This window comes from Candidatus Uhrbacteria bacterium CG10_big_fil_rev_8_21_14_0_10_50_16 (genome assembly GCA_002774875.1).
Classification (GTDB): domain Bacteria; phylum Patescibacteriota; class Patescibacteriia; order UBA9934; family UBA11717; genus UBA11717.
Genome location: PCYM01000010.1, coordinates 1 through 20,903, shown reverse-complemented (window position 1 = coordinate 20,903; position 20,903 = coordinate 1). Strand labels below are relative to the sequence as shown.

Genomic DNA, 20,903 nt, shown 5'->3' with positions numbered 1-20,903 from the left:
GGCGACTACGAGATCAAGGGGACGATCAACGCGCCAAAGATGATGGCAAAGAGCAGCAAGACGGCAACAAGACCTAGTCGCACCGCCATACTCCCCCAGGCGGTTGTACTCTCGTCGTCTTGTCTCTGGAGTGCCTCGGTCGGGCGTTCACAGGATCGCCGATCGTGCGACATGGCAGCACTCACGCCAGCAGCCGAGCGATCGTCATCAGAGTCGCGCTCGCGAGCAGAAACACCACAATTGGCCCGCCCACCATCCATGCGGCGGCCTCCATCAACTCACGGAAGCTCTCCCAGGACTGGCGTTCTTCTGCGGTCATCTCACCCTGTGGTTGCTTGTGCATGTGCACCTCCTTCCGCTTCTTTCTATCGTGATCCCGGTGTGTTGTCAATGAATCAAAAAACACCCACGTGCGCGGGTGTTTTTGTAACGATCTATCGAACGTACTGCTCCACTGATTCAATGGCACTCGGACGCTCAACATATTGATTCATAACCGTTGGATCCACTACCACGATCTGCTGCCACCAACGCTCGCCAAAAATCGCTAACGCCACGGCTTCATTGGCAATCCGTTGTTTGTGCCAATCATCCCACAGCACCATCACATGTTTGCTCGTGGCCGTCTTGATCAATGTCCCTGGCTTCATCTGCAGGTATCCGGCATTGGTATTGCTATTCAACACCGCGGCACCGATGGTCTGGACTCCGTCAAACGTAGACGCCCAAGTAAAGTAGGTTTGTTCATTTGGAACAATCCAGCGCTTCCCGTCCTGCACCAGGTAGACAGTGGAGCTTGTCGCTGTCTTATAAAACGTGGGTTGTGCGATAGATCCAATCGCCGCCGGTCGCACAATTGCACGTCGCAATACACCATCAAATCCTACCCACATCACCTCTGTTTCACTAACGAGATACGCACGCGATCCTGTTCCTACCACGGCAGACACGGTCTCATCACGCGCGTTGGTCGTGTTCCAATGAATCGTCCCAGCACCATCGATATAGATGAATGAAGCACCTAGGACCTCCAAATCCATCGCACCCGCAAAAGCATGTTTGGACGCACCCGTTTGTGCCTCGAGCTCGTTCACGAAACGAGAAACGGTTGATCCGCTTGTAGGAGACATGTATGTGGTTGTTGTCGCCGCCGTAACCAATCCATCATCAATCCACAGTCCTGTTGAATCTGCAGCACCTAAGATTGTCGTAACACCTCCGTGTCGCACCTTGATCTGTGTTCCACCTGTTGCATCTTCTCCCACAAAATACAGCATCTCCCCCGCCGTAATCACCAATGCCTCCTGCGAGCCCGTCCCCTCTACCCAATGGAGGCGTTCTCCCAAATCTGTAAGTGTACCCGTAGAAATGGTATAGCGCATCAATGTTTGATAGCGGAAAAATTCAATTGTATCGGCATCCACAAAATGGACTCCCACCAGGTGTCCATCGATCGTGTAGCTTCCCTCAACGGCAACACTCTGTGGTTTCGGAAATGTTCCTCGTTCAACCGTACGTTGATGATACCAAAGCTCCTGATCTCCGCTTGGAAACGTCAGTCGCGTTAAAATACGGCCTTGCGCATCCACATCCTGAATCTCCTCAAGCGACTTACGCCACTGCTGATTCATCACCAACGTCTCACTAAAGTTCTCGTTCGATTGGCTTTCTCGAATCATCACCGGCACAATCCCGGGTGCGAGCTCCTGCAATCCGTACACTTCAAAATACAGCTTCCCATTTGCTGCGCGCACGCGCGCCTCAGACGTATCACCCAAAAACACATCACGCGCCAACGTAGAGACCGATGCCGTTTCCAGATTCAACTCCTGCACATTAAATCGTGCACTGCTCTTACCCCTCTGGGTCCAGAGTACGCGTCCATGACTATCCAATACACGTTCCGACTCCAATGCGGACACGGGAATCTCCGACACCACTTTGAGTTGGCCATCGCGCATTACAGCGACATCGCGTGTTGGGCAGTCGATATTCGCACAGCCTGTTGGGTACATAATCGCAACCAAAACCCCCTGAATCCGCTGAAGTCGGTCCAGAGACTGCGGCAACTGTACGCGCGCTACAGACAACGCTTGCGAGCTTTGCTCCACCGTTGTGGTAAACGGTTGCCACACGACATCCGCAACGCGTCCCTGCATGACAGACGGTACGAGTAATAACGCACACAAACTCATAAAGGCGACACCTGTAAAAACCTTGAGACACTTTGTCATATTCGTTATGTTCACAATTCGTATCCACTTATTGCCTCCTTGTGTATAAAACAGTGTCACCAAAACCCAAGTCTGTCAAGAAAAAAGAAGCTTTAGAGCTCCTTCTTTTTCTTGGCCGCTACAGATTTTTTAACGGCCGCTTTGGCCCTCTTGGGTTTTGCAACACCAATTGGTTTTTGATCTCCTCGCGTCTTAATGAGTTCCTTAAGGTACTTTCCCGTAAGACTTTCTTTGACCTTCATAATGTCTTCCGGCGTTCCCTCGGCCACAAGTAAACCTCCACGCGTCCCGCCCTCCGGTCCCATATCAATCACATAATCGGCCGCACGCACCACATCCAAGTCATGCTCAATAATCAATACCGTGTTTCCTTTATCAACAAGTTGATTCAACACACCAAGCAGTCGATTAATATCATCAAAGTGTAATCCCGTCGTTGGCTCATCCAAGATGTACAGCGTCTTCCCGGTCGCCCGACGAGATAATTCCGTGGCTAGCTTGACGCGCTGTGCCTCACCTCCCGAGAGTGTTGTGGCACTTTGCCCGAGCTTGACGTATCCAAGACCCACCTCATGCAGGACTGTGAGCTTGTCGTAAATCGCAGGGATCGCCGTAAAGAATCGACGCGCCTCCTCCACGGTCATGTTGAGCACGTCAGAGATCGTCTCACCTTTGTAATGAATCTCCAGCGCCTCGGCATTATAACGCTTTCCATGACACTCCGGACAATCCATGTACACGTCTGGCATAAACTGCATCTCAATGCGTTTCACACCATCTCCGCCACACGTCTCACATCGTCCACCTCCCTTAACGTTAAAGCTAAATTTTCCGGCATCGTATCCGCGCATCTTTGCCTCTGGTACGCTCGCATAGACATCACGAATCGTGGTAAATACGCCCGTATATGTAGCAGGGTTAGAGCGTGGCGTACGACCAATTGGTGATTGATCTACCGTTACCACCTTGTCAATATTTTCCACACCCTTAATCGATTTATGCTCAGCGGGATACGCCTTGGCACGATAAAAATGTTTGGACAACGCACGTCCCAAGATATCCAAAATCAACGTGGATTTTCCCGATCCCGACACACCCGTCACACACACCAACGCACCAAGCGGAATGGACACATCCACATCTTGCAGGTTGTTTGCCGTTGCACCTTGAATGCGAATATTCTTTTTACTCAGAGCTCGACGTTTTGCGGGCATAGTGATGCAACGCGCGCCACTCATGTACTGGCCCGTTAACGACTCCGGACATTTTTCTAAATCACCCACCGTTCCCACCGCAATTACTTCTCCTCCATAGACGCCCGCGCCTGGTCCAATGTCAATCACATGATCCGCCGCGCGCATCATAGCCTCGTCGTGCTCCACCACAATCACGGTGTTGCCGGCATCACGCAAGCGCTTCATGGTATCGATCAACTTATCATTGTCACGTTGATGGAGCCCAATGGAAGGCTCATCCAAAATATAAATTACGCCGGTGAGGTCGGTTCCAAGCTGTGTAGCTAATCGCACGCGCTGGCTCTCTCCGCCAGACAATGTAACTGCAGATCGATCAAGCGTCAGGTACGACAATCCCACGTTAATCAAATCCTCCAAGCGCTTAAGCACCTCGCGTTTAACATTAGTAATCACTTTTTGCTCCAACTCGGTCAACGCACTGCCACCCTCGCGTGTTTGCACATCCACCTGCACAAACCATTCCAACAACTCATCCAAAGGAATACGCACCAACGCGTCAATCGTTTTTCCGGCAACGGTGACCGCAAGACTAATAGCATTCAATCGCTTTCCATCACACTCTGGGCAAATCATGGAACGCATATAGGTTTCCAATTCCTTGCGCACGTATTCAGAATCTGTCTCGCGATATTTGGATTCCAACATACCCAGCACACCAGGGAATATCATGGTTTTCCCTTGCACCGTGTAGGTTTCTCCAGCCGATCCCTTAAGAATCAACCGTAATTTTGATTCAGACAATTTGTTGAGGGGCGTATGTACATCAAACTTATACTTGGCACCAACCGCTTCTAACAGGGCTAAGTAGGATGTGGAGTTTCCTGCAATACGGCTCCAAGGTTTTACCGCACCTTCTGCAAGCGTTAAACGCTTATTTGGAATCACCAAATCTGACTCCAAAACAAGTTTTACCCCAAGACCCATACATTCAGGACAGGCTCCGTGGGGTGAGTTAAAGCTAAACATATTTGGCTCCAACGTTGGGATAGAGATCCCGGACGCCGCACAGAACATTCCTTCACTCAACGTCACATCTTCCCCGGTATCGTCTCGCATCAGGAGCATGACACCGTTTCCAAGGTCCAGGGTCTTTTTAATTGTTTCCAAAACCGTCGCGCGATCCAACTCTTGGCCTTGCGAGTAACGTTCTACCACCACATCTATGTCGTGCACCTTCTTTTTATCCTTGCGCATGTCCGTCAGCTCCTCGATATCCATCAGGAGCCCATCATAACGTGCACTCTTATAACCTGCTGCCTCCGCCGCGACAATGGCCTGCTTATGCTCTCCCCGTTGCTGCTTGACCACAGGTGCCAACACAAACGCATCCGTCTCTGCAACGGCTGCCACGATTGTTGCAAGCATTTGATCTGGCGTCTGCTCCGTGACAGGTTCTCCCGTCTCAGGACAATGCGCCTGGCCTGCACGCGCGTACAAGACACGCAGGGAATCATAAATTTCCGTCACGGTTCCAACGGTTGAACGTGGATTAGTAGAGGCGGTTTTTTGATCAATCGCAATCGTCGGCGACAAACCGCTCATCTCATCCACATCGGGTTTATCCTGCATTTCCAAAAACTGGCGTGCGTACGAAGAAAGACTTTCCATGTAACGGCGCTGTCCCTCTGCATAAATCGTGTCAAATGCGAGCGAGGATTTACCGGAACCAGAAAGTCCTGTGATGACCGTGAATTTTCCCTTTGGAATCTCGACATTCACGTTTTTAAGGTTGTGTACGCGTGCGCCGCGAACGCGGATAACATCTTGCATAGCGATACGGTTATGTCCCAACAAAAATGGTTCAGACAGAAAGTGCTGCGAGGCTACCATGCATTTTGACAACGGTCAAGTGTCTCGCTCTCAGGTCAAAATCAGAAAAAAAGACGGTTGTCAAGTTATGAGGGTTTTGGGAGACGTTTTAAAAACACAACGCCGCGATCTGGAGACCGAAGCGTTGTTCTTCGGGCCCAGATCGCGGCTCAGGAGCGCTCGCACGCCCTCTCCGCCAGTCTCGCTCTTGCCTCGCGGATAAGCGGATGGTTCTCGGGCATGCGCATGGACATGCCCAGCTTGGCGAGCGTACTGAAGAACTCGTTCGCCGATCCAATGCCCACCTGTTTCAGTCCAAGCACGTCCTCTCGCGTGCGATGCACCAACACCTCCCAGAAGTACTCGTAGTTGTCCCTCTGCCCTGGAGTTCGATACCTCTCTGCCTGAGTTCGGTAGAACAGTCCCGGCAGATGCTTGAGAATCCGCGTGCGGTAACCGTTCATCTTCTGCCAGCCAAGCAGGTCCTGCATGAGCCCCTCACCCGGCTGACGCGCCACGAGAAGCGCAATGGCCATCGCCTCTAGTTCCTCCTGGCTGAACTCACCTTCACCCTGGGCCCGCGGCGGGATCACGGTGTAGCCGTGATCCTGCAGCAACTTGACGTGAAACGCCAGTTGCTCAGCTGTTCTCCGAGTCATCCTCGCCTCCTTCTCTCACTCCGCGTGAGTGTACGCATTCAATCATAAAAGTGCCTTTCTGTCAATACTCGATCATGTGCAGTGAAAAAATCAGATCAAACTACCTCTATGCGCTCAATACGCACATTCTCCTTCATACTCATACAAAATCTGCTATACTCTAAGAACTATGCGATTAGAAGGAGGTGTTCCAAACAACATTCTAAACGACGCTCAAGAACCCGTCGTACAACAACCCACTCAACGCCCAAGAAGCGTGGCGGCACTTGTGGGAGGTGGACTGTTGCTTGTGGTTTTTTTGATCTTTGTCTGGCGCATCGTCTTTTTTTACGTTGGCATCGTGCGCGGCACGGCTGATATTCCCACGAGTTTTGTTCAATCACTCACCGTGGATTCCTCACTTGGGGCACCGATTGGGATTGACTCCGTTGATGCACTTACCCTCGCCACCTTAGACGATCCCAACCTTGGCGCACCCGCAAACAAAGCACTCTTAACCATAGTAGAATTCGCCGATTTTGGGTGCCCCTACTCACGAGAGGCAAGTTATATTGTACGAGCGATTGCAAATCACACGAATCTTGTGCGCTATGTGTACCGTGATTTTCCAATCGTGAGCCTCCACCCGGGTGCGGATCTTGCTGCCGAGGCCGGAGAATGCGCACAAGAACAAAATCGCTTCTTTGATTATCACGACAAGGTCTATATCAACCAGTCAGATCTCTCGCAGGACAGTCTTGAACGCTATGCGCAGGAACTTGGACTCGATACAACCCTCTTTAACACGTGTCTCGAGAGTCACCGCTATTCCCCAGAGGTCGAAGAAGACCGTCAGGCAGGAATCAAAGCTGGTGTCCGTGGAACGCCAACGTTTTTCCTTAACGGCGCCCCCATTGAGGGAGCCATCCCTGAATCGGTCTTTTTACAGCTCCTCAATCGGTTCATTGAGGCACACACGGTAAATCAGTCATAACGCACGAAGAAAAGTTGACAAAAAACCCCAAATAAGGCAGACTTGCCCTACGTATGAATATGACTACAGCCTTAAACGTTCTACAGATCGTTCTCGCCGTTCTCCTGATGCTCTCAGTTCTCTTACAGCAGCGTGGAGCAGGATTAGGCGCAGGTTTTGGAGGGGATAGCACGGTTTTCACCACAAAACGCGGTGCAGAAAAAGTGCTCTATAATGCAACAATTGTCCTTGGAATCTTGTTTTTTGGTCTTTCACTCCTTCGCGTGATTGTTTTCTAAACACATGAATCTGTTCCGGTCACCAAAATCGGGTCCGGTTTCTTCTGGTCATTCTGAAAAGCAAAAGCAATTCTTTCGCTCACTCAAGAAGGGATCGCGTTTCCCAACTCTCGCCCAGTTGGCCCACCTTCCACGACTCATCAGCAAACGTGAACGTCCAACATTTTGGACCGCAGTAGCTGTCGCCGTATTATCTTTTGTATTTCTCTTTGTGTGGGGTTATAACACACACCTCGTAGTTGTTCCCGCACATGGCGGAAGTTACACGGAAGGTCTTATTGGTTCCCCGCAATTCATCAACCCAATTTACGCTCCCGCAAACGATGTCGATGCCGATATCGCGCGCTTTGTGTACTCAGGTCTCATGAAATGGGATCCGCAAGCAGGACTCATCCCCGATCTCGCAGAGTCCTATACGGTGAGTGATGATGAACTTGTCTATACGTTTTCCCTGCGCAGTGACGCCCTGTGGCACGACGGAACGTCCGTTACGCCACGAGACATTATCTTTACATTTCACACCATCCAAAACCCAAACTACGGTAGCCCGTTAAGCGGAACGTATCGTGGTGTTTCTATTGAACAAGTGAATGAGCGCACCGTCTCCTTTACACTCGATGAACCATTTGCGCCTTTTTTGTCGACGCTTGGTGTTGGTATTTTACCGGCCGATTATTGGGGTGAGCTAGACCCTGGCACAATGCGTCTTGCAGAACGTAACCTCATTCCTATTGGAAGTGGGCCCTATAAATTCGACAAACTGGAAAAAGATAAATTGGGTGTCATTAAGAGCTATCAATTGCAACGCTTTACCGGTTATTACGCGGGCGTTCCAAACATCGATACAATCGCTTTTAAATTTTACCCAGATACTGCAGCCGCGATTGAGGCGCTCAACAGCAAACGCGTGGAAGGAATCGCCTTTGCTCCCAAGGACCAACTTTCAAAGCTTAATGGCCAGGTCGTCACACCTAGTTTGCCGCAAATTACTGCGCTCTTCTTTAACCTCAAGAACGACGACGTGAGCAACAAGAATATGCGTCTCGCTCTTGGATCTGCAGTGAATAAGGATGTTCTAGTAAAAGAGATCTTACAAAATCAAGCAGCAGTCACACACTCCCCTGTTCTAAGTTCCTATCACAACGATTCAACCGTTTATGGAAATCCAACGCCTTTTGACCAATCCGTAGCACGTACGAGTCTCGATAATCTTGGCTGGAGCGTAAAGGAAGGTGACACTATTCGTACAGATAAGAACGGAGAAAATCTTACGTTCACTATCACGACAGTTGATCAACCAGAGACCGTGAGTGTTGCAAATCGAATAGCCGACATGTGGCGCGAGGTTGAAGTCGAGGTAAACGTAGAGGTAAAAAGTCCAACGGATTTTAGAGATAACACCTTAAAGAACCGCGATTACTCTATTCTTCTGTCCGGAATTCTTATGGGCGGGGATCCCGATCCGTATCCGTTTTGGCATAGCTCACAGATCGCAGCACCAGGGTTGAATTTGTCTCAGTTTGCAAATCGAGACGCAGATGGATTTATTGAAGCCGCACGAACAACGACAGATATCGACGAACGACGAACGGCCTATGCCTCTTTCGCCGATCAGGTGAACGATGTCATCCCAGCGATCTTCCTCTATCAGCCAACCTATACCTACGTGACAGCCAACAAGATTCATGGTATTGAATTGGAAACCATCGTGGTCCCATCGGATCGCTTTGGTCGTGTGCAGTCCTGGTATATTAAGACCAAGAAACGGTTTACCTTTCTTGCATTTTAGTTGATTGATCGGTACGGGCAAGTGGCGGAATGGTAGACGCGCTACGTTCAGGGCGTAGTAAACGCAAGTTTGTGGGAGTTCGAATCTCCCCTTGCCCACCACGTCGTTCGCGAATGACGTGGTAAACCACAAAATTTACAGATGGATTATTCCCTGTTGTTCGAGTCTCTCGAACTACGAGGAATGATCCGTGACGACGTCACGACATTCACTTACTAATTCACACCAAGACATGCGTTTTGGTGTAGACAACTGTTATACCTATGATACAAAAGCGGCAAACACGCCGTCCATCTCCTGCCGTTCCTAAAACGGCAGACGTGGGACAAACACCTGCTGTGCGTCGGTCAGCACCTCAAAGTGCACATCGACCACACCATGGAAATCGCCCTCCAGCTCGGCACGGAGGACAGAGTGCACGACCTCCAGCTCGCTCAGGCGGACAACGAGGCGCGCCAAAAAAAATGCATTCAAGTACCAACGAGACATTTGTTGTGCACCCAAAAGACATCAAACCACCCGCCGAAGGCGTATTGCGTGTGATGGTTTTGGGAGGACTTGAAGAAGTAGGACGTAACTGTACGCTTCTCGAATACGGCAATGACATTATTCTCATTGACCTTGGTTTACAATTTCCCGAGGAAGACATGCCTGGAATCGATTACATCATTCCAAATATTTCCTACCTTCGCGGAAAGGAAAAGCACGTAAAGGGCGTGATTGTTACCCATGGTCATTACGACCACATCGGTGGCATCCCTCATATCGTTCCAAAAATTGGAAACCCCCCTATCTACGGCCTTCCAATTACAAACGCGATTATTCGCAAGCGACAAGAGGATTTTAAAACCGCTCCGCTCAAGATGCAGGATCTTAAGATGAACGATTCCGTGACCCTTGGAAAGTTCAAGGTTTCTCTGTTTCATATCAATCACAACATTCCTGATTCGGCTGGTATCCTCGTTGAGACGCCAACAACGCGTCTTATTCATACGGGCGACTGGAAGTTTGACTTTCACCCCGTGGGAACACCTCCTGCAGACTTTCAACGTATGGCGCTCATTGGAAGCCAGGGCGTTGATGTGTTGATGGGAGATTCTACAAATGCAAAATCCCCCGGTCACACCATTTCCGAAAAAGTCGTTGGTGAAGAATTGGAGCATATCATCGAGAAGGCTCCAGGACGCATTGTCGTTGGAACGTTTGCTTCCCTTCTCTCACGCGTACGACAGGTGATCGAAATCGCCGAGCGTACCGGACGCGTCGTAGCCGTGGACGGATTCTCCATGAAATCAAACGTGGAAATTGCACGAGAGCTTGGGTACATCAAATGTAAATCAAGCACGATCATTAAAGTAGACCAGGTTAATCGTTACCCGGACAACAAGGTAATTATTATGTGTACGGGCGCGCAAGGTGAGTCCAACGCGGCGCTTATGCGTATTGCCAATCGCGAACACCGATTTGTGAGTTTACATGAGGGTGACCTTGTTATCTTCTCCTCCTCCGTTGTGCCTGGTAACGAAGGATCCGTTCAACGTCTTACAGACACGCTTTATCGACAAGGTGCGGACGTCATCAGCTATAAAATGATGGATGTGCACGCAAGCGGACATGGGCATCAGGAGGACATCAAACTCATGATCTCCCTCTTTAAGCCTGCCTACTACGTTCCAATTGAGGGAAACCACTTCCTTCTCAAGGAAAACGCCAAGATTGCCTATTCACTTGGATGGGACAAAGAGCATGTGTTCGTTGGCGACAACGGACAAATCATGGAGTTTAAGGGAAACCAAGGATTTTTACGCAAAGAGAAAGCTCCAACGGACTATGTGTTTGTGGATGGTATTGGCGTGGGTGATGTGAGCGACGTCGTACTGCGCGACCGAAACGAGTTAGCCGCAGACGGAATGATCGTGATTGTTACGCAGGTCGATGGAAAAACGGGAAACCTTGTTGGATCACCAGATGTCATCTCACGTGGATTTGTTCATATGAAGGATAATCAGGAGCTCATTACGGGAATCAAGAAAGGCGTCGAGCTCGCGTTGCAGAAAAAGGCAACTACAGGTGGTGCCGATGACGATTACATTCGCGAAAGTATTCGGAATCAGATTGGACAATTTGTTCTCAAGAAAACAGAGCGACGTCCAATGATTTTACCCGTGGTCATTCGCGTGTAAGACACGTACCTCTGCAAAAACCCGCACACGTGGGTTTTTGGTTTAGGGTTATTTTCTCACGACCATAGATAGTTAAACATAAATCCTTTGAGGATGTTTTTGAGCATCCCGTCGTCATTGCTCTTGATCTGATCTAATCTTTCGCAACCCGAGAACACGTGTGTTTTGAAAGGCAGAGCCCATGAAATAACCTCATGTGCTATAATGCAAATGATTCGCAGAAAGAATATGAAGAACATCACGTTATTACTTATCATCCTCTCCTCCCTCCTCTTCTTAATTTTGACAGGGTTTTTATCGGCGCGTATAGCTCCAACAGATACAGGTCGTTTGCATGTTGCCGCAACGATTGCTCCCGTAGCAGATTTTGCGCAGTACGTCGGAGGGGATCTCGTGGATGTACAGCTCATTCTCACACCCGGTGCTTCCCCTCACACGTTTGACCTTACGCCTGCAAAGGCGATTCAACTCACCAATATTTCGGCGATCTTTGGCATTGGTCATGGGCTTGATTCGTGGGCGGACGGCGTTGCCTCAATTTCTGGAGCCCCTTTTATTGCGCTCGACAAGCAAGTTTCGCTCTTATGCGGTCAAGAGCCACCTTCCATTCGCGCTTCCGACGCACCTGACGAGTCTGATCAACCTTGTGATCCGCATTACTGGTTGAGCGTTCCAAACGCGAGTGCGATGGTTAATCAGCTCGTGGAGGAATTTTCCGCACTAGACCCTCTAAACAGCGCGATTTACCGATCAAACGCAGATCTCTACCTTGCAGAACTCTCGCAACTCGATGCAGATATCCGTACACGGACCGACACTGCCACGCAGCACGACATGGTAACGTTTCACGAAAGTTTTACGTATTTTGCCCAGGAATATGGATTTATTATTCGCGCGACCGTGGAGCCCTCGCCTGGCCGCGAACCTTCACCACAGCAACTAGCTGCTCTACAGCAGGCCATAAACGTGTACAATATAGATACGCTTTACAAGGAGCCACAATTGTCCGACAACGTTCTACAGTCATTCATTAAAGACCTCAACGTCCGCATACAAACACTCGATCCACTTGGTGGAGTAGAAGGACGCCAAGGATACTCAAAACTCATGCTCTACAATGCCAACACACTCACACAAACCCCATGAGATAAACGCCATAACGGTGGAGCATCTCACCATTTCCTTCAATCAACAGCCTGTGTTGAAGGATGTTAGTTTTACGATTCAACCAGGAGACCTCGTGGCAATTGTCGGACCAAACGGCTCCGGAAAAACGACACTTATGCGTGCACTTCTTGGATTACAACCCTACCAGGAAGGAGTTATTAAACTATTTGACCAACCCGTTCAGGCGCATTACGGCAATATTGGATATGTGCCGCAGCAATTCAAACCGGACAAAAGTGTACCCATGACGGTTGGCGAGTTTTTGGAGATCTCACGGAACAAGCGTACGCCTATCCATCGCATAAAAGAATCACTTGAGGAAGTTGGACTTCATCCGGTGACATCCGCGTGCAAACAACTCTCCACGCTCTCTGGCGGTCAATTGCAACGTGTCCTTATTGCACGCGCGATCATGCATCATCCAGATCTTCTCTTTCTGGATGAACCTTCAACGGGCATCGACATCGCCGGCGAGCAAACGCTTTTTGAATTGATTACAACGCTTAATAGAGAGCACGGAATGACGGTCATTATGATTTCTCATGAAATAAATATGGTTGCCACTACGGTAAATCATGTCCTTTGTCTCAATACTTCCCTCGTCTGCTCCGGACCGCCACATGTTGCACTGACCGATGAATCGCTCACACGTCTCTACGGGAAGGATTACGCTGCGTCGCATACACACAAACACGTTTAATATGTTAGAGATTCTCAGTTTTCCATTCATGCAACGAGCCCTCATTGCGGGCGTCTTGATCGCAATTCTCTTGGCCACCCTGGGAATTTTTGTTCTCATGCGCAACATGGCGTTTTTTGGTGATGGGATCGCACACGCAAGTCTTGCAGGAATTGCCCTCGGAGTCTTGACCGGCGTCGCTCCCCTCCCTGTTGCACTGGCGTATGCAGTGATTGTTGCGTTAATTATCTACGGATTGGAGAGGTCCACGCGACTTTCCTCGGACACCATCATTGGTATCCTTTTTACGGCTTCCATGGCATTGGGGGTCGTGCTTCTTGCCGCAACACCAGGATTTCAACCGGAACTCGTAAGTTTTCTCTTTGGGAACATCCTCACCATTACTCTTACCGATATTGTTCTGATCGGCTCTTTTGCCACAATTATCTTGGTGTGGCTCCTTGGATGGCATCGACATCTCACCTATGCAACACTCGATCCCGATAGTGCTACGATCGCCGGAATCAACACACAACTGCACACGATTCTCCTATACATCGCACTTGCAGTGAGCGTGGTTCTTGGTGTTAAAATCCTGGGCATCGTACTCATCTCGGCATTGTTAATTATCCCCGCAGCCACAGGTAGTCTCATTGCAGGAACATTTAAATCCTTCTTTTTTTCATCCGCAATCATGAGCTCAATCGTGGTTGTTCTCGGTCTGCTTTTGTCCTTCTTTATCAACGCGCCCTCTGGTGCGACTATTATTCTCGTAGCTGCCGGCGTTTTCTTCCTCGTCGCAATAGGTACACGACTTTTACACAAAACCTAATATGCGTGTGAACGGGTATTCTGTGCAACCAAGTACCTGGCGAGCACCTCGTCCAGTTTTAGAGGCGTCGTATATCCATCTCACAACGCTCCCAGACCTTACAGAGACGCTCGGTTCGCCCTCTTTTGCATCAGATTCTCCACAGACACCCATTCGCCGTCTGTCTACTCAGGATCAGCCAAATAACTTCATCTACTCTCTCCCACCCTGTCTTACAGCATTTATTCAGGAATGGGAGCAGGAGCCTCTCACGTTGCCGATCCAATCTGATAGACAATTTACCGCCAATCGATCTCTCGTGCGCATCTGGACAGACGATACCTTCACACAAACACTTCAATTACACGCACCGGCGCTCATAAACCAGATCGTGAATTATTGCGGATATCGGTCCGAATCGCAGACCAGCATTAATGCACAAATGGCGATACACCTTTTTGGCGACCAACTCTCCCTGCGTCAAAGCCACCTTACCTCGGTTCTGTCTATCCTTTCTCCTCTTCCGTCCGATTCGATTCGCAGCATTTTTTCATTTATCCGTTCTGACAGCGTGCAACGCACAGGCGCATTCGATCATAACAATCACTCAAACCTAGAACAGCGTCTTTGGTCACAACAGCTGTACAACGAGGTCTGTGCTTGGAGTCATCTCGTACTTCACCAACATATGTTAGATCGTACAGAGCCCCACCAGATGAGCAATCAACCGTTCATGTTGTTTCTAGAAGCACTTTATGATCTGAGAAAAACGCATTTCCAATTGCACACCTCTCTCACCTCATCAACTTCGTTTAAAGGTCATGCCGCGCATCAATCAGACAAACTCCTCGGGATCCCCTCACATATTGATCAACTCAAGGATCACCTACTGCATGTGTATACGCAATACAATCGCTTGCGCCCTTTCTTACCCGACTCCAGCATCGCACAGCACGCACTGTCAGAAATTGATCAAGCCCTTATCTCAGATGTCGTTCGCCAGCTCACGTTACAGAGTGATTGTGCAAAACAGGATCTATGTGAAGATCCACAGCGATCAGCAAAACATTGGCACAAACTTGCAACAAAAATTGAGCGTACAGGAAGTCTCTTACCCCAGTAGCCATTGCAAACAAACATTTTAATCAAAAAGCCGATCCATCAAACAACTTATTAAACCGTCATCAAACTCAACGTCCTCTTAGCACAGGATTACCACATTACTGCCTTGCAACAAACTCCCAATTCACATGATTCCAGAACCCTTCAATAAATCCTGCACGATTGTTTTGATAATCGAGGTAATACGCATGCTCCCAAACATCAAGCGTCAACAATGGCGTTGCGTCTGATGCGATAGGTGTTTCTGCATCCTTATAGGAACGAATTTCAAGTGTCTCATCCTCTGTCTTTACGAGCCACACCCAACCTGAACCAAAGAGCTTCATTGCAGCGTCCGAAAATTGCTTTGTAAATATCTCAACAGATTCAAAATCGCGATCGATCATCTCCTTGATTTCACCAGACAACACTTGCACCTCCGCGGACAGACAGTTCCAAAAGAAGCAGTGGTTTGCATGCTGCGCAGCATTATTAAATACAGCAAGGTCAGATGATTCACGTGACGTACGAATCACCTCATTAAGTGGCATCCCTTCATACGCCGACCCCTCAATAGCCGCGTTGAGCTTGTTAACGTACCCTGCGTGATGTTTTCCATGATGAAACGAGAACGTATTTGCAGAGGTAAAGTCGGCAAAGGCGCTGGAGTCAAAGGGAAGTTCTAGTAGTTGGAAGGCCATAATCTATTAGGGTTTGATCAATGATGGTTCTAGTTTACCGCATTTTCAAAAACAAAACGATCCGGAAATCCGGACCGTTTTGCTTGTCTCTTTTTTCGAATTTTACAGGTCGCTTCCAACGGTGTAATCACCCCAGAAAACGACATTGATGTCTGTTATCAATGAAGCCCAGTTTGCTCCGAAGGCGCTCAAGGCAGCAGCTTCGCTTGCAACATGATGAAGCACACCACCCTCACCAACCTGGAAAACACGGTTATCGGACTGAATCTTCACAAGCTCGCCAGATGCCATTGTAACGCGTGCACCAAGTGCCAATGCACTCAACTGGTCGTCGTTCACCGTAACAACGTCATCAAAGCTGTATCCGTAGGATGCAAACACCTTCTCTGTAGGAAACACGGATCGTGTTCCATCTGCGTTTACCATATAGACACCAGAGAGAGTCTGTCCTCGGAAAAGACCGCCCGCAACCAAGCGAACAGACTGACCATCGGTCTTAACCATATCCACACCATCAAAGGAAGATGGAGTTTCATCGACAGGCTGATCTACAGGCTCCTCAACGACAGCCGTCGTCGCCTCGAGAACAAACACGGGAGAATCGTTGCTAATCAATTCATATCCATTTGCGTCGATACCTGATACACGAACGATCGTTCGCAACGCATCTGTATTTGGCACGGTCCATTCATACGATCCGGTGTTCTCCAATCCGCTTTCAATCACGGTAAAGCTCTTTCCACCATCTATAGAAATAGAGAGCAAGATGGAATCCAGATCCTGAGCTCCTGCGCTGTAGCTAATCGTTACAACAGATCCACCCATGAGGTGTGCGCCTGCACCAGGATAAGACACGGAAGCCGTTGAAACAGACGTAGGTCCCGTTGTTCCCGTATCGCTCGCGTTAAAAATCCAACCAGCATTATTACCGATGTTAATACATCCTGTTGTACAGTTAATGGTTCCACCAGAGGATGTAACATCTTTTACACTCAAGAAGCTCACCGTTTTTGTTGCCGAAGAAGCATCAAGAGTTGTTGCCGTTCCAGATACTTGTGAGTTCACCGTCAAAAGAGCACCACTTGCTCCCGTGAGCGTAAGGGCATTCGTAATCGTATTCGTGCCACCCTGCTTAAATGAAAGGGTGTCAGCAGAGGATACACTTTTGGTGAGATTGTAGAACGTACCACCAGCCACCGCCTGTGTTGTTCCATCTAGTGTGACTGTTCCATTGTTATGGGTGAAGGTTCCACCCGCATTGGTAAAGTCACCCCCAATTGTCATTGAGACGCCATTAAGATCGAATGTCGCGCCGCTTGCGATGTTTAAGTCTGCGCTCAAATCAAGAGCCGCACCCGCCGTAACGGTACCAGTATAACCAGTATCCAGTGTTAGTGTAGTAAGAGCTGTTGCGCCCGGGATTGTAACACTCGTCGCACACGTTTTAAAAATTACAGTATCCTCTACACCCGGAACGGAACCGTCGCCGAGGTCGTCACAAGCTTTGTCTGCTGAGTGCCAGCTTCCGGCTGTAGAAAATGTATCACCCGTTCCAACGAAGTAATAAGTAGCAGGCACAGCCGCAGCCGATTGAACGCCAAACGACATGACCGCGACAAGCGCGAACACGGGGAGCCCTAAATAAAGACTTAATTTGTGTAGAGACATAGATAAAATAAAGAGACAAATTTATAGTCATCATTATACCCTTATTTTCCAATAAAACCCCAGAAGATATCCACATGTATCTTTGCTATACTATCTAAAACTTATTTATGCCAACAAAATTCATCTTTGTTATTGGAGGTGTGATGTCCGGAGTAGGAAAAGGCGCCTCAACAGCGAGTCTAGGACGTGTTTTAAAGTCAAAAGGATTTAGCGTCACGGCGATGAAAATCGATCCCTACGTAAACGTAGATGCGGGTACCATGAACCCAATAGAGCACGGCGAGGTGTTCGTCACCATCGATGGCGATGAAACAGACCAGGACATGGGGAATTACGAGCGTTTTTTGGATGAGGATATTACGCGCGAAAACTACATGACAACAGGGCGTGTGTATCAGTCTGTGATTAATCGTGAGCGAAACATGGAATACGGGGGTAAGTGTGTGCAGGTAGTGCCGCATGTTCCCGAGGAAGTTATTCGACGTATTGATTACGTTGCAAAAACAAAAAACGTAGATTTTGTATTAATCGAAATCGGTGGCACGGTTGGCGAGTATGAAAATATTTTGTTTTTGGAGGCGCTGCGCATGATGAAATCTCGCGATTTCAATTCTGTTCGCACGATTCTTGTCAGTTACCTCCCCGTCCCCCCATCCATCGGTGAGATGAAGACAAAACCTACACAGCACGCCGTGCGCGAGGCCGGTCGTACGGGCGTCACACCAGACTTTCTTGTGTGTCGGTCTGAGGAAACGATCGATTTACCGCGTCGCGAAAAACTTGCACAATTCTGTGGTGTACCTGCCAATCACATCATTGCCGCCGCCAACGTCTCGTCAATCTATAAAATTCCTCAACTCTTTGACGAGCAAGGGTTTGGAGACAGCGTACTCAAATCCTTTGGGATGAAGGTGTCAAAGTCACACCTCAAGGAGTGGAGGGAACTCGCCGAGACCATCGAACACGCCACGGAAACCGTCTCTATTGGAGTGATTGGCAAATATTTTGCAACGGGTGATTTTGTATTGCCTGATGTGTATTTGTCCGTGCTCGAGGCAATCAAGCACGCATCTTGGGCGCTCGGCCGCAAACCGGTCATCTCTTGGCTTAACTCGGAGGATTACGAAACCGACCCATCAAAGCTTAACGAACTCAAGGAACTCGATGGAATCCTTATCCCTGGTGGATTTGGCACACGTGGGATTGAAGGAAAGATTTTGGCAATTCAATACGCACGTGAACATAAGATCCCCTACTTTGGTATTTGCTATGGGATGCAATGCGCGGTGATTGAATACGCGCGCAATGTTTTGGGAATTGCGGAGGCGAACACGGTTGAGATGAACCCACATGCGAGCAATCCCGTGATCCACCTCATGGAGAATCAACACAAAAACGTGAATCAAGGAACACTTGGCGGAACACTGCGTCTTGGAACCTACCCATGTAATCTCACGCCAAAAACAATCACCGCTAAAGCTTACGGGGCAAAGCAGATTCAGGAACGTCACCGACATCGCTACGAATATAACAATGACTACCGCGAACAACTTGAGGGAGCTGGGCTGATTGTCTCTGGTGAGTCTCCCGACGGTCAGCTAGTGGAGATCATCGAGCTTACGGATCATCCATTCTTTGTAGGCGTCCAGTTTCATCCCGAATTTCAATCTCGCCCGTTGCGTCCGCATCCATTGTTTAAAGCGTTTGTGCAGGCAGCGATAGAAAAATAAACATCTCCTTTAATAAAAAAGACCCCGAAGGGCCTTTTTTATTAATAGATGATTGTGCCCCCCGTAAGAGGTAATCCCAAAACACTTGTTCCATTTTGATCTTGTACGCCGTCAAACCAGATAAAATCGGGTTGAACCGCTATGTCAACACGGATCGTGTCGTCCTGTACGGCACTGATACCACTTGTGTCTACGCCAAGTGCGTATGTGTCTCCGTTCATTGCAAATAAGCCCGATACCTGAGCCACAGCAAATCCGAGTTGTACCGGATTTACTCCACACGGTGCGCCCGTCACGTCATAGAACGTCCAGGAAATTGCCGTGTCGTATTGATAACCGGTAAGTCCACTATAGAGAGCAAACCTTGCAGGATCTGCAAAAAGAGCAGAAGCGCCGTCGCCGCAGTAATTCCATTTTGTTGACGCCGTGTCGGTCGTAATAACCGTAAAAGAGATCTGTTTCATGCCAGCGCCGGTACCGTTTGCCAATAAAGAGAAATCTAATACTTCCATAGGTCCCGGTGGACCACCTGCAGGACCCGACGGACTCGTAGACAGAAGGCTTGCAGTAAGCGTGAGCGGTGTTACAGAACGTTCCTCCATTCCCTGTGAGGAATCGTCACCAGCCGTATCTCCAACCGCACCACCTGTTCCCGCCGCGTCCTCATGTACGCCACCGTCTTCCTTTGTTGTGGTGTCATCTTTAGAATTTACCGTTGTGTCATCTGCGTGCCCCTGTGTACCTTCATCTTTTGTGCCTGCAGAATCTTCTTTCTTTTGTTCAGAACCCGCCACGTTATCCGATGTACTGGTTTGATCCAACTCTGCATGATCCGCTTCCTTCTCTGCTTCCGTTGCTTCATCAACCTCTACAGTCTCCTTGTCTTCATCGCCGACGGGTACAACCTTGTACTTGAGTCGGTACTCGACAACCTGATCCGCCGATCGTGCACTCACGGAAATTTTGAGAATTGTTTTGCCAAGACGTGCCTCGAGCGCTGTTACATCCAGCGCATCCTTCTTCATCATTTCCTTCTCAACCACATCCACTAAATCCTCAACTTCCACCGCGAATCCACTCGCGTCAGCACGTAGCAACTTCCCATCCGCACCCACAAGAACAGTTCCCTCAACAAGCTCGTGTTCTGGATGTTCCGCCCCCACCGTGTACTGTGACAAAAAGACTTCGCTAATATCATCGACTTTCTTTGCCCAGTCGTCTCCATAAATTTCCCGTGCCTGCTCCTCATTTTTGAGCGGGCGCAAAACGCCAGCCGGTGTCACCGCATAGACGACAGGAACACTCGGTGCCTTAATAAGTCGTTTACCTGCATCGTATTGCACGCTGGACCCCAATGGTAACGTAGCCAATGTCGCACAAGAAACAGTTTTTACTCCTTCAAAATCCGCATAGTGCGAAAAGTAGATCTTCTCATTTGGGTACGCGTGTCGTGCACCGTCTTCTCCCAAAAAATACACCGATGGAAATGCTTCACATTTAATATTGTCACCCGCAATCGCCGCTGCCTGAGCCGTAGAAACGGACAAGGCAAACCAGGCAAGCACGGTAAGGGCCGCAAGTGGTAAGAGCGTAAGTGAGTGTTGATGTTTCATAGTCTTTTGATCTTATAGAGCGAGTATAGCAAAGACCAATAGACGGTTCATGTGCATAACCTTGACCTAGCCCCCTGTGCCTGCTATAGTGGCGGCGCTCCAAAAATGCAGGATTAGCTCAGCTGGATAGAGCGTCTGGCTTCGGACCAGAAGGCCGGGGGTTCGAATCCCTCATCCTGCACCAGAATGATTTTGTCCTAGGAAGCGAACAAATGCCATTGAGGCGTTTGTGACAGATGAGAACGGCCGGAG

At 49.0% G+C, this 20,903-nt stretch carries 15 protein-coding genes and 2 tRNA genes; 11 read left to right on the top strand and 6 right to left on the bottom strand.

Annotation, left to right across the window (positions count from 1 at the left end; all coding sequences use genetic code 11):
- Positions 1–434: 434 nt before the first annotated feature.
- The 3 genes from COV06_04160 to COV06_04150 all read right to left on the bottom strand — a co-directional run bounded on the left by COV06_04160 (position 435) and on the right by COV06_04150 (position 5,958).
- Positions 435–2,234, bottom strand: a complete 1,800-nt coding sequence (locus COV06_04160; protein ID PIR47253.1) for a hypothetical protein — start codon at positions 2,232–2,234, stop codon at positions 435–437.
- A gap of 92 nt (positions 2,235–2,326) precedes the next feature.
- Complete coding sequence (locus tag COV06_04155) at positions 2,327–5,260, bottom strand: excinuclease ABC subunit A (protein PIR47326.1); 2,934 nt, start codon at positions 5,258–5,260, stop codon at positions 2,327–2,329.
- Positions 5,261–5,469: 209 nt separating this feature from the next.
- Positions 5,470–5,958, bottom strand: a complete 489-nt coding sequence (locus COV06_04150; protein PIR47252.1) for a hypothetical protein — start codon at positions 5,956–5,958, stop codon at positions 5,470–5,472.
- 169 nt (positions 5,959–6,127) lie between these two features.
- Between COV06_04150 and COV06_04145 the strand changes: the two genes are divergently transcribed.
- The 9 genes from COV06_04145 (at position 6,128) to COV06_04105 (ending at position 14,961) form a co-directional block, all read left to right on the top strand.
- Positions 6,128–6,931 (top strand): hypothetical protein, encoded by an 804-nt coding sequence (locus COV06_04145; GenBank protein ID PIR47251.1) that lies wholly within the window; start codon positions 6,128–6,130, stop codon positions 6,929–6,931.
- 59 nt (positions 6,932–6,990) lie between these two features.
- Positions 6,991–7,209, top strand: a complete 219-nt coding sequence (secG, locus tag COV06_04140) for a preprotein translocase subunit SecG (protein ID PIR47325.1) — start codon at positions 6,991–6,993, stop codon at positions 7,207–7,209.
- Positions 7,210–7,213: 4 nt separating this feature from the next.
- Positions 7,214–8,998, top strand: coding sequence for a hypothetical protein (locus COV06_04135; protein PIR47250.1), 1,785 nt, complete (start codon positions 7,214–7,216; stop codon positions 8,996–8,998).
- Positions 8,999–9,013: 15 nt separating this feature from the next.
- A tRNA-Leu gene (locus COV06_04130) sits at positions 9,014–9,099 on the top strand.
- 162 nt (positions 9,100–9,261) lie between these two features.
- Positions 9,262–11,181, top strand: coding sequence for a ribonuclease J (locus tag COV06_04125; protein ID PIR47249.1), 1,920 nt, complete (start codon positions 9,262–9,264; stop codon positions 11,179–11,181).
- A 204-nt stretch (positions 11,182–11,385) separates the two neighbouring features.
- Positions 11,386–12,327, top strand: coding sequence for a hypothetical protein (locus tag COV06_04120; protein ID PIR47248.1), 942 nt, complete (start codon positions 11,386–11,388; stop codon positions 12,325–12,327).
- Positions 12,299–13,048 carry an ABC transporter ATP-binding protein gene (locus tag COV06_04115; protein PIR47247.1) on the top strand — a complete coding sequence of 250 codons (750 nt, stop codon included), beginning with the start codon at positions 12,299–12,301 and terminating at the stop codon, positions 13,046–13,048. Before COV06_04120 ends, COV06_04115 begins: the two co-directional genes overlap by 29 nt.
- The gene (locus tag COV06_04110) at positions 12,984–13,859 is read left to right on the top strand and encodes a hypothetical protein (protein PIR47246.1); all 876 of its coding nucleotides are present in this window, start codon (positions 12,984–12,986) and stop codon (positions 13,857–13,859) included. Before COV06_04115 ends, COV06_04110 begins: the two co-directional genes overlap by 65 nt.
- A gap of 1 nt (position 13,860) precedes the next feature.
- Positions 13,861–14,961 carry a hypothetical protein gene (locus COV06_04105; protein PIR47245.1) on the top strand — a complete coding sequence of 367 codons (1,101 nt, stop codon included), beginning with the start codon at positions 13,861–13,863 and terminating at the stop codon, positions 14,959–14,961.
- A gap of 97 nt (positions 14,962–15,058) precedes the next feature.
- On the opposite strand, the gene COV06_04100 is transcribed toward COV06_04105, so the two are convergent.
- Both COV06_04100 and COV06_04095 read right to left on the bottom strand, forming a co-directional pair.
- Positions 15,059–15,640, bottom strand: a complete 582-nt coding sequence (locus tag COV06_04100) for a superoxide dismutase [Fe] (protein PIR47244.1) — start codon at positions 15,638–15,640, stop codon at positions 15,059–15,061.
- 102 nt (positions 15,641–15,742) lie between these two features.
- Positions 15,743–17,308, bottom strand: coding sequence for a hypothetical protein (locus COV06_04095; protein PIR47243.1), 1,566 nt, complete (start codon positions 17,306–17,308; stop codon positions 15,743–15,745).
- Between the two features lie 107 nt (positions 17,309–17,415).
- Between COV06_04095 and COV06_04090 the strand changes: the two genes are divergently transcribed.
- Positions 17,416–19,038, top strand: a complete 1,623-nt coding sequence (locus COV06_04090) for a CTP synthetase (protein PIR47242.1) — start codon at positions 17,416–17,418, stop codon at positions 19,036–19,038.
- Positions 19,039–19,079: 41 nt separating this feature from the next.
- Here the strand turns inward: COV06_04090 and COV06_04085 are convergent, their stop codons facing one another.
- Positions 19,080–20,651 carry a hypothetical protein gene (locus COV06_04085; GenBank protein PIR47241.1) on the bottom strand — a complete coding sequence of 524 codons (1,572 nt, stop codon included), beginning with the start codon at positions 20,649–20,651 and terminating at the stop codon, positions 19,080–19,082.
- Between the two features lie 107 nt (positions 20,652–20,758).
- On the opposite strand from COV06_04085, the gene COV06_04080 reads away from it, so the two are divergent.
- Positions 20,759–20,835: transfer RNA gene (locus COV06_04080), tRNA-Arg, on the top strand.
- Positions 20,836–20,903 lie beyond the last annotated feature (68 nt).

Bases quoted from the DNA above. Each gene is read 5' to 3' on its own strand.
- COV06_04160 (PIR47253.1), bottom strand. From the start codon at position 2,234: ATGACAAAGTGTCTCAAGGTTTTTACAGGTGTCGCCTTTATGAGTTTG.
- COV06_04155 (PIR47326.1), bottom strand. From the start codon at position 5,260: ATGCAAGATGTTATCCGCGTTCGCGGCGCACGCGTACACAACCTTAAA.
- COV06_04150 (PIR47252.1), bottom strand. From the start codon at position 5,958: ATGACTCGGAGAACAGCTGAGCAACTGGCGTTTCACGTCAAGTTGCTG.
- COV06_04145 (PIR47251.1), top strand. From the start codon at position 6,128: ATGCGATTAGAAGGAGGTGTTCCAAACAACATTCTAAACGACGCTCAA.
- secG (PIR47325.1), top strand. From the start codon at position 6,991: ATGACTACAGCCTTAAACGTTCTACAGATCGTTCTCGCCGTTCTCCTG.
- COV06_04135 (PIR47250.1), top strand. From the start codon at position 7,214: ATGAATCTGTTCCGGTCACCAAAATCGGGTCCGGTTTCTTCTGGTCAT.
- COV06_04125 (PIR47249.1), top strand. From the start codon at position 9,262: ATGATACAAAAGCGGCAAACACGCCGTCCATCTCCTGCCGTTCCTAAA.
- COV06_04120 (PIR47248.1), top strand. From the start codon at position 11,386: ATGCAAATGATTCGCAGAAAGAATATGAAGAACATCACGTTATTACTT.
- COV06_04115 (PIR47247.1), top strand. From the start codon at position 12,299: ATGCCAACACACTCACACAAACCCCATGAGATAAACGCCATAACGGTG.
- COV06_04110 (PIR47246.1), top strand. From the start codon at position 12,984: ATGAATCGCTCACACGTCTCTACGGGAAGGATTACGCTGCGTCGCATA.
- COV06_04105 (PIR47245.1), top strand. From the start codon at position 13,861: ATGCGTGTGAACGGGTATTCTGTGCAACCAAGTACCTGGCGAGCACCT.
- COV06_04100 (PIR47244.1), bottom strand. From the start codon at position 15,640: ATGGCCTTCCAACTACTAGAACTTCCCTTTGACTCCAGCGCCTTTGCC.
- COV06_04095 (PIR47243.1), bottom strand. From the start codon at position 17,308: ATGTCTCTACACAAATTAAGTCTTTATTTAGGGCTCCCCGTGTTCGCG.
- COV06_04090 (PIR47242.1), top strand. From the start codon at position 17,416: ATGCCAACAAAATTCATCTTTGTTATTGGAGGTGTGATGTCCGGAGTA.
- COV06_04085 (PIR47241.1), bottom strand. From the start codon at position 20,651: ATGAAACATCAACACTCACTTACGCTCTTACCACTTGCGGCCCTTACC.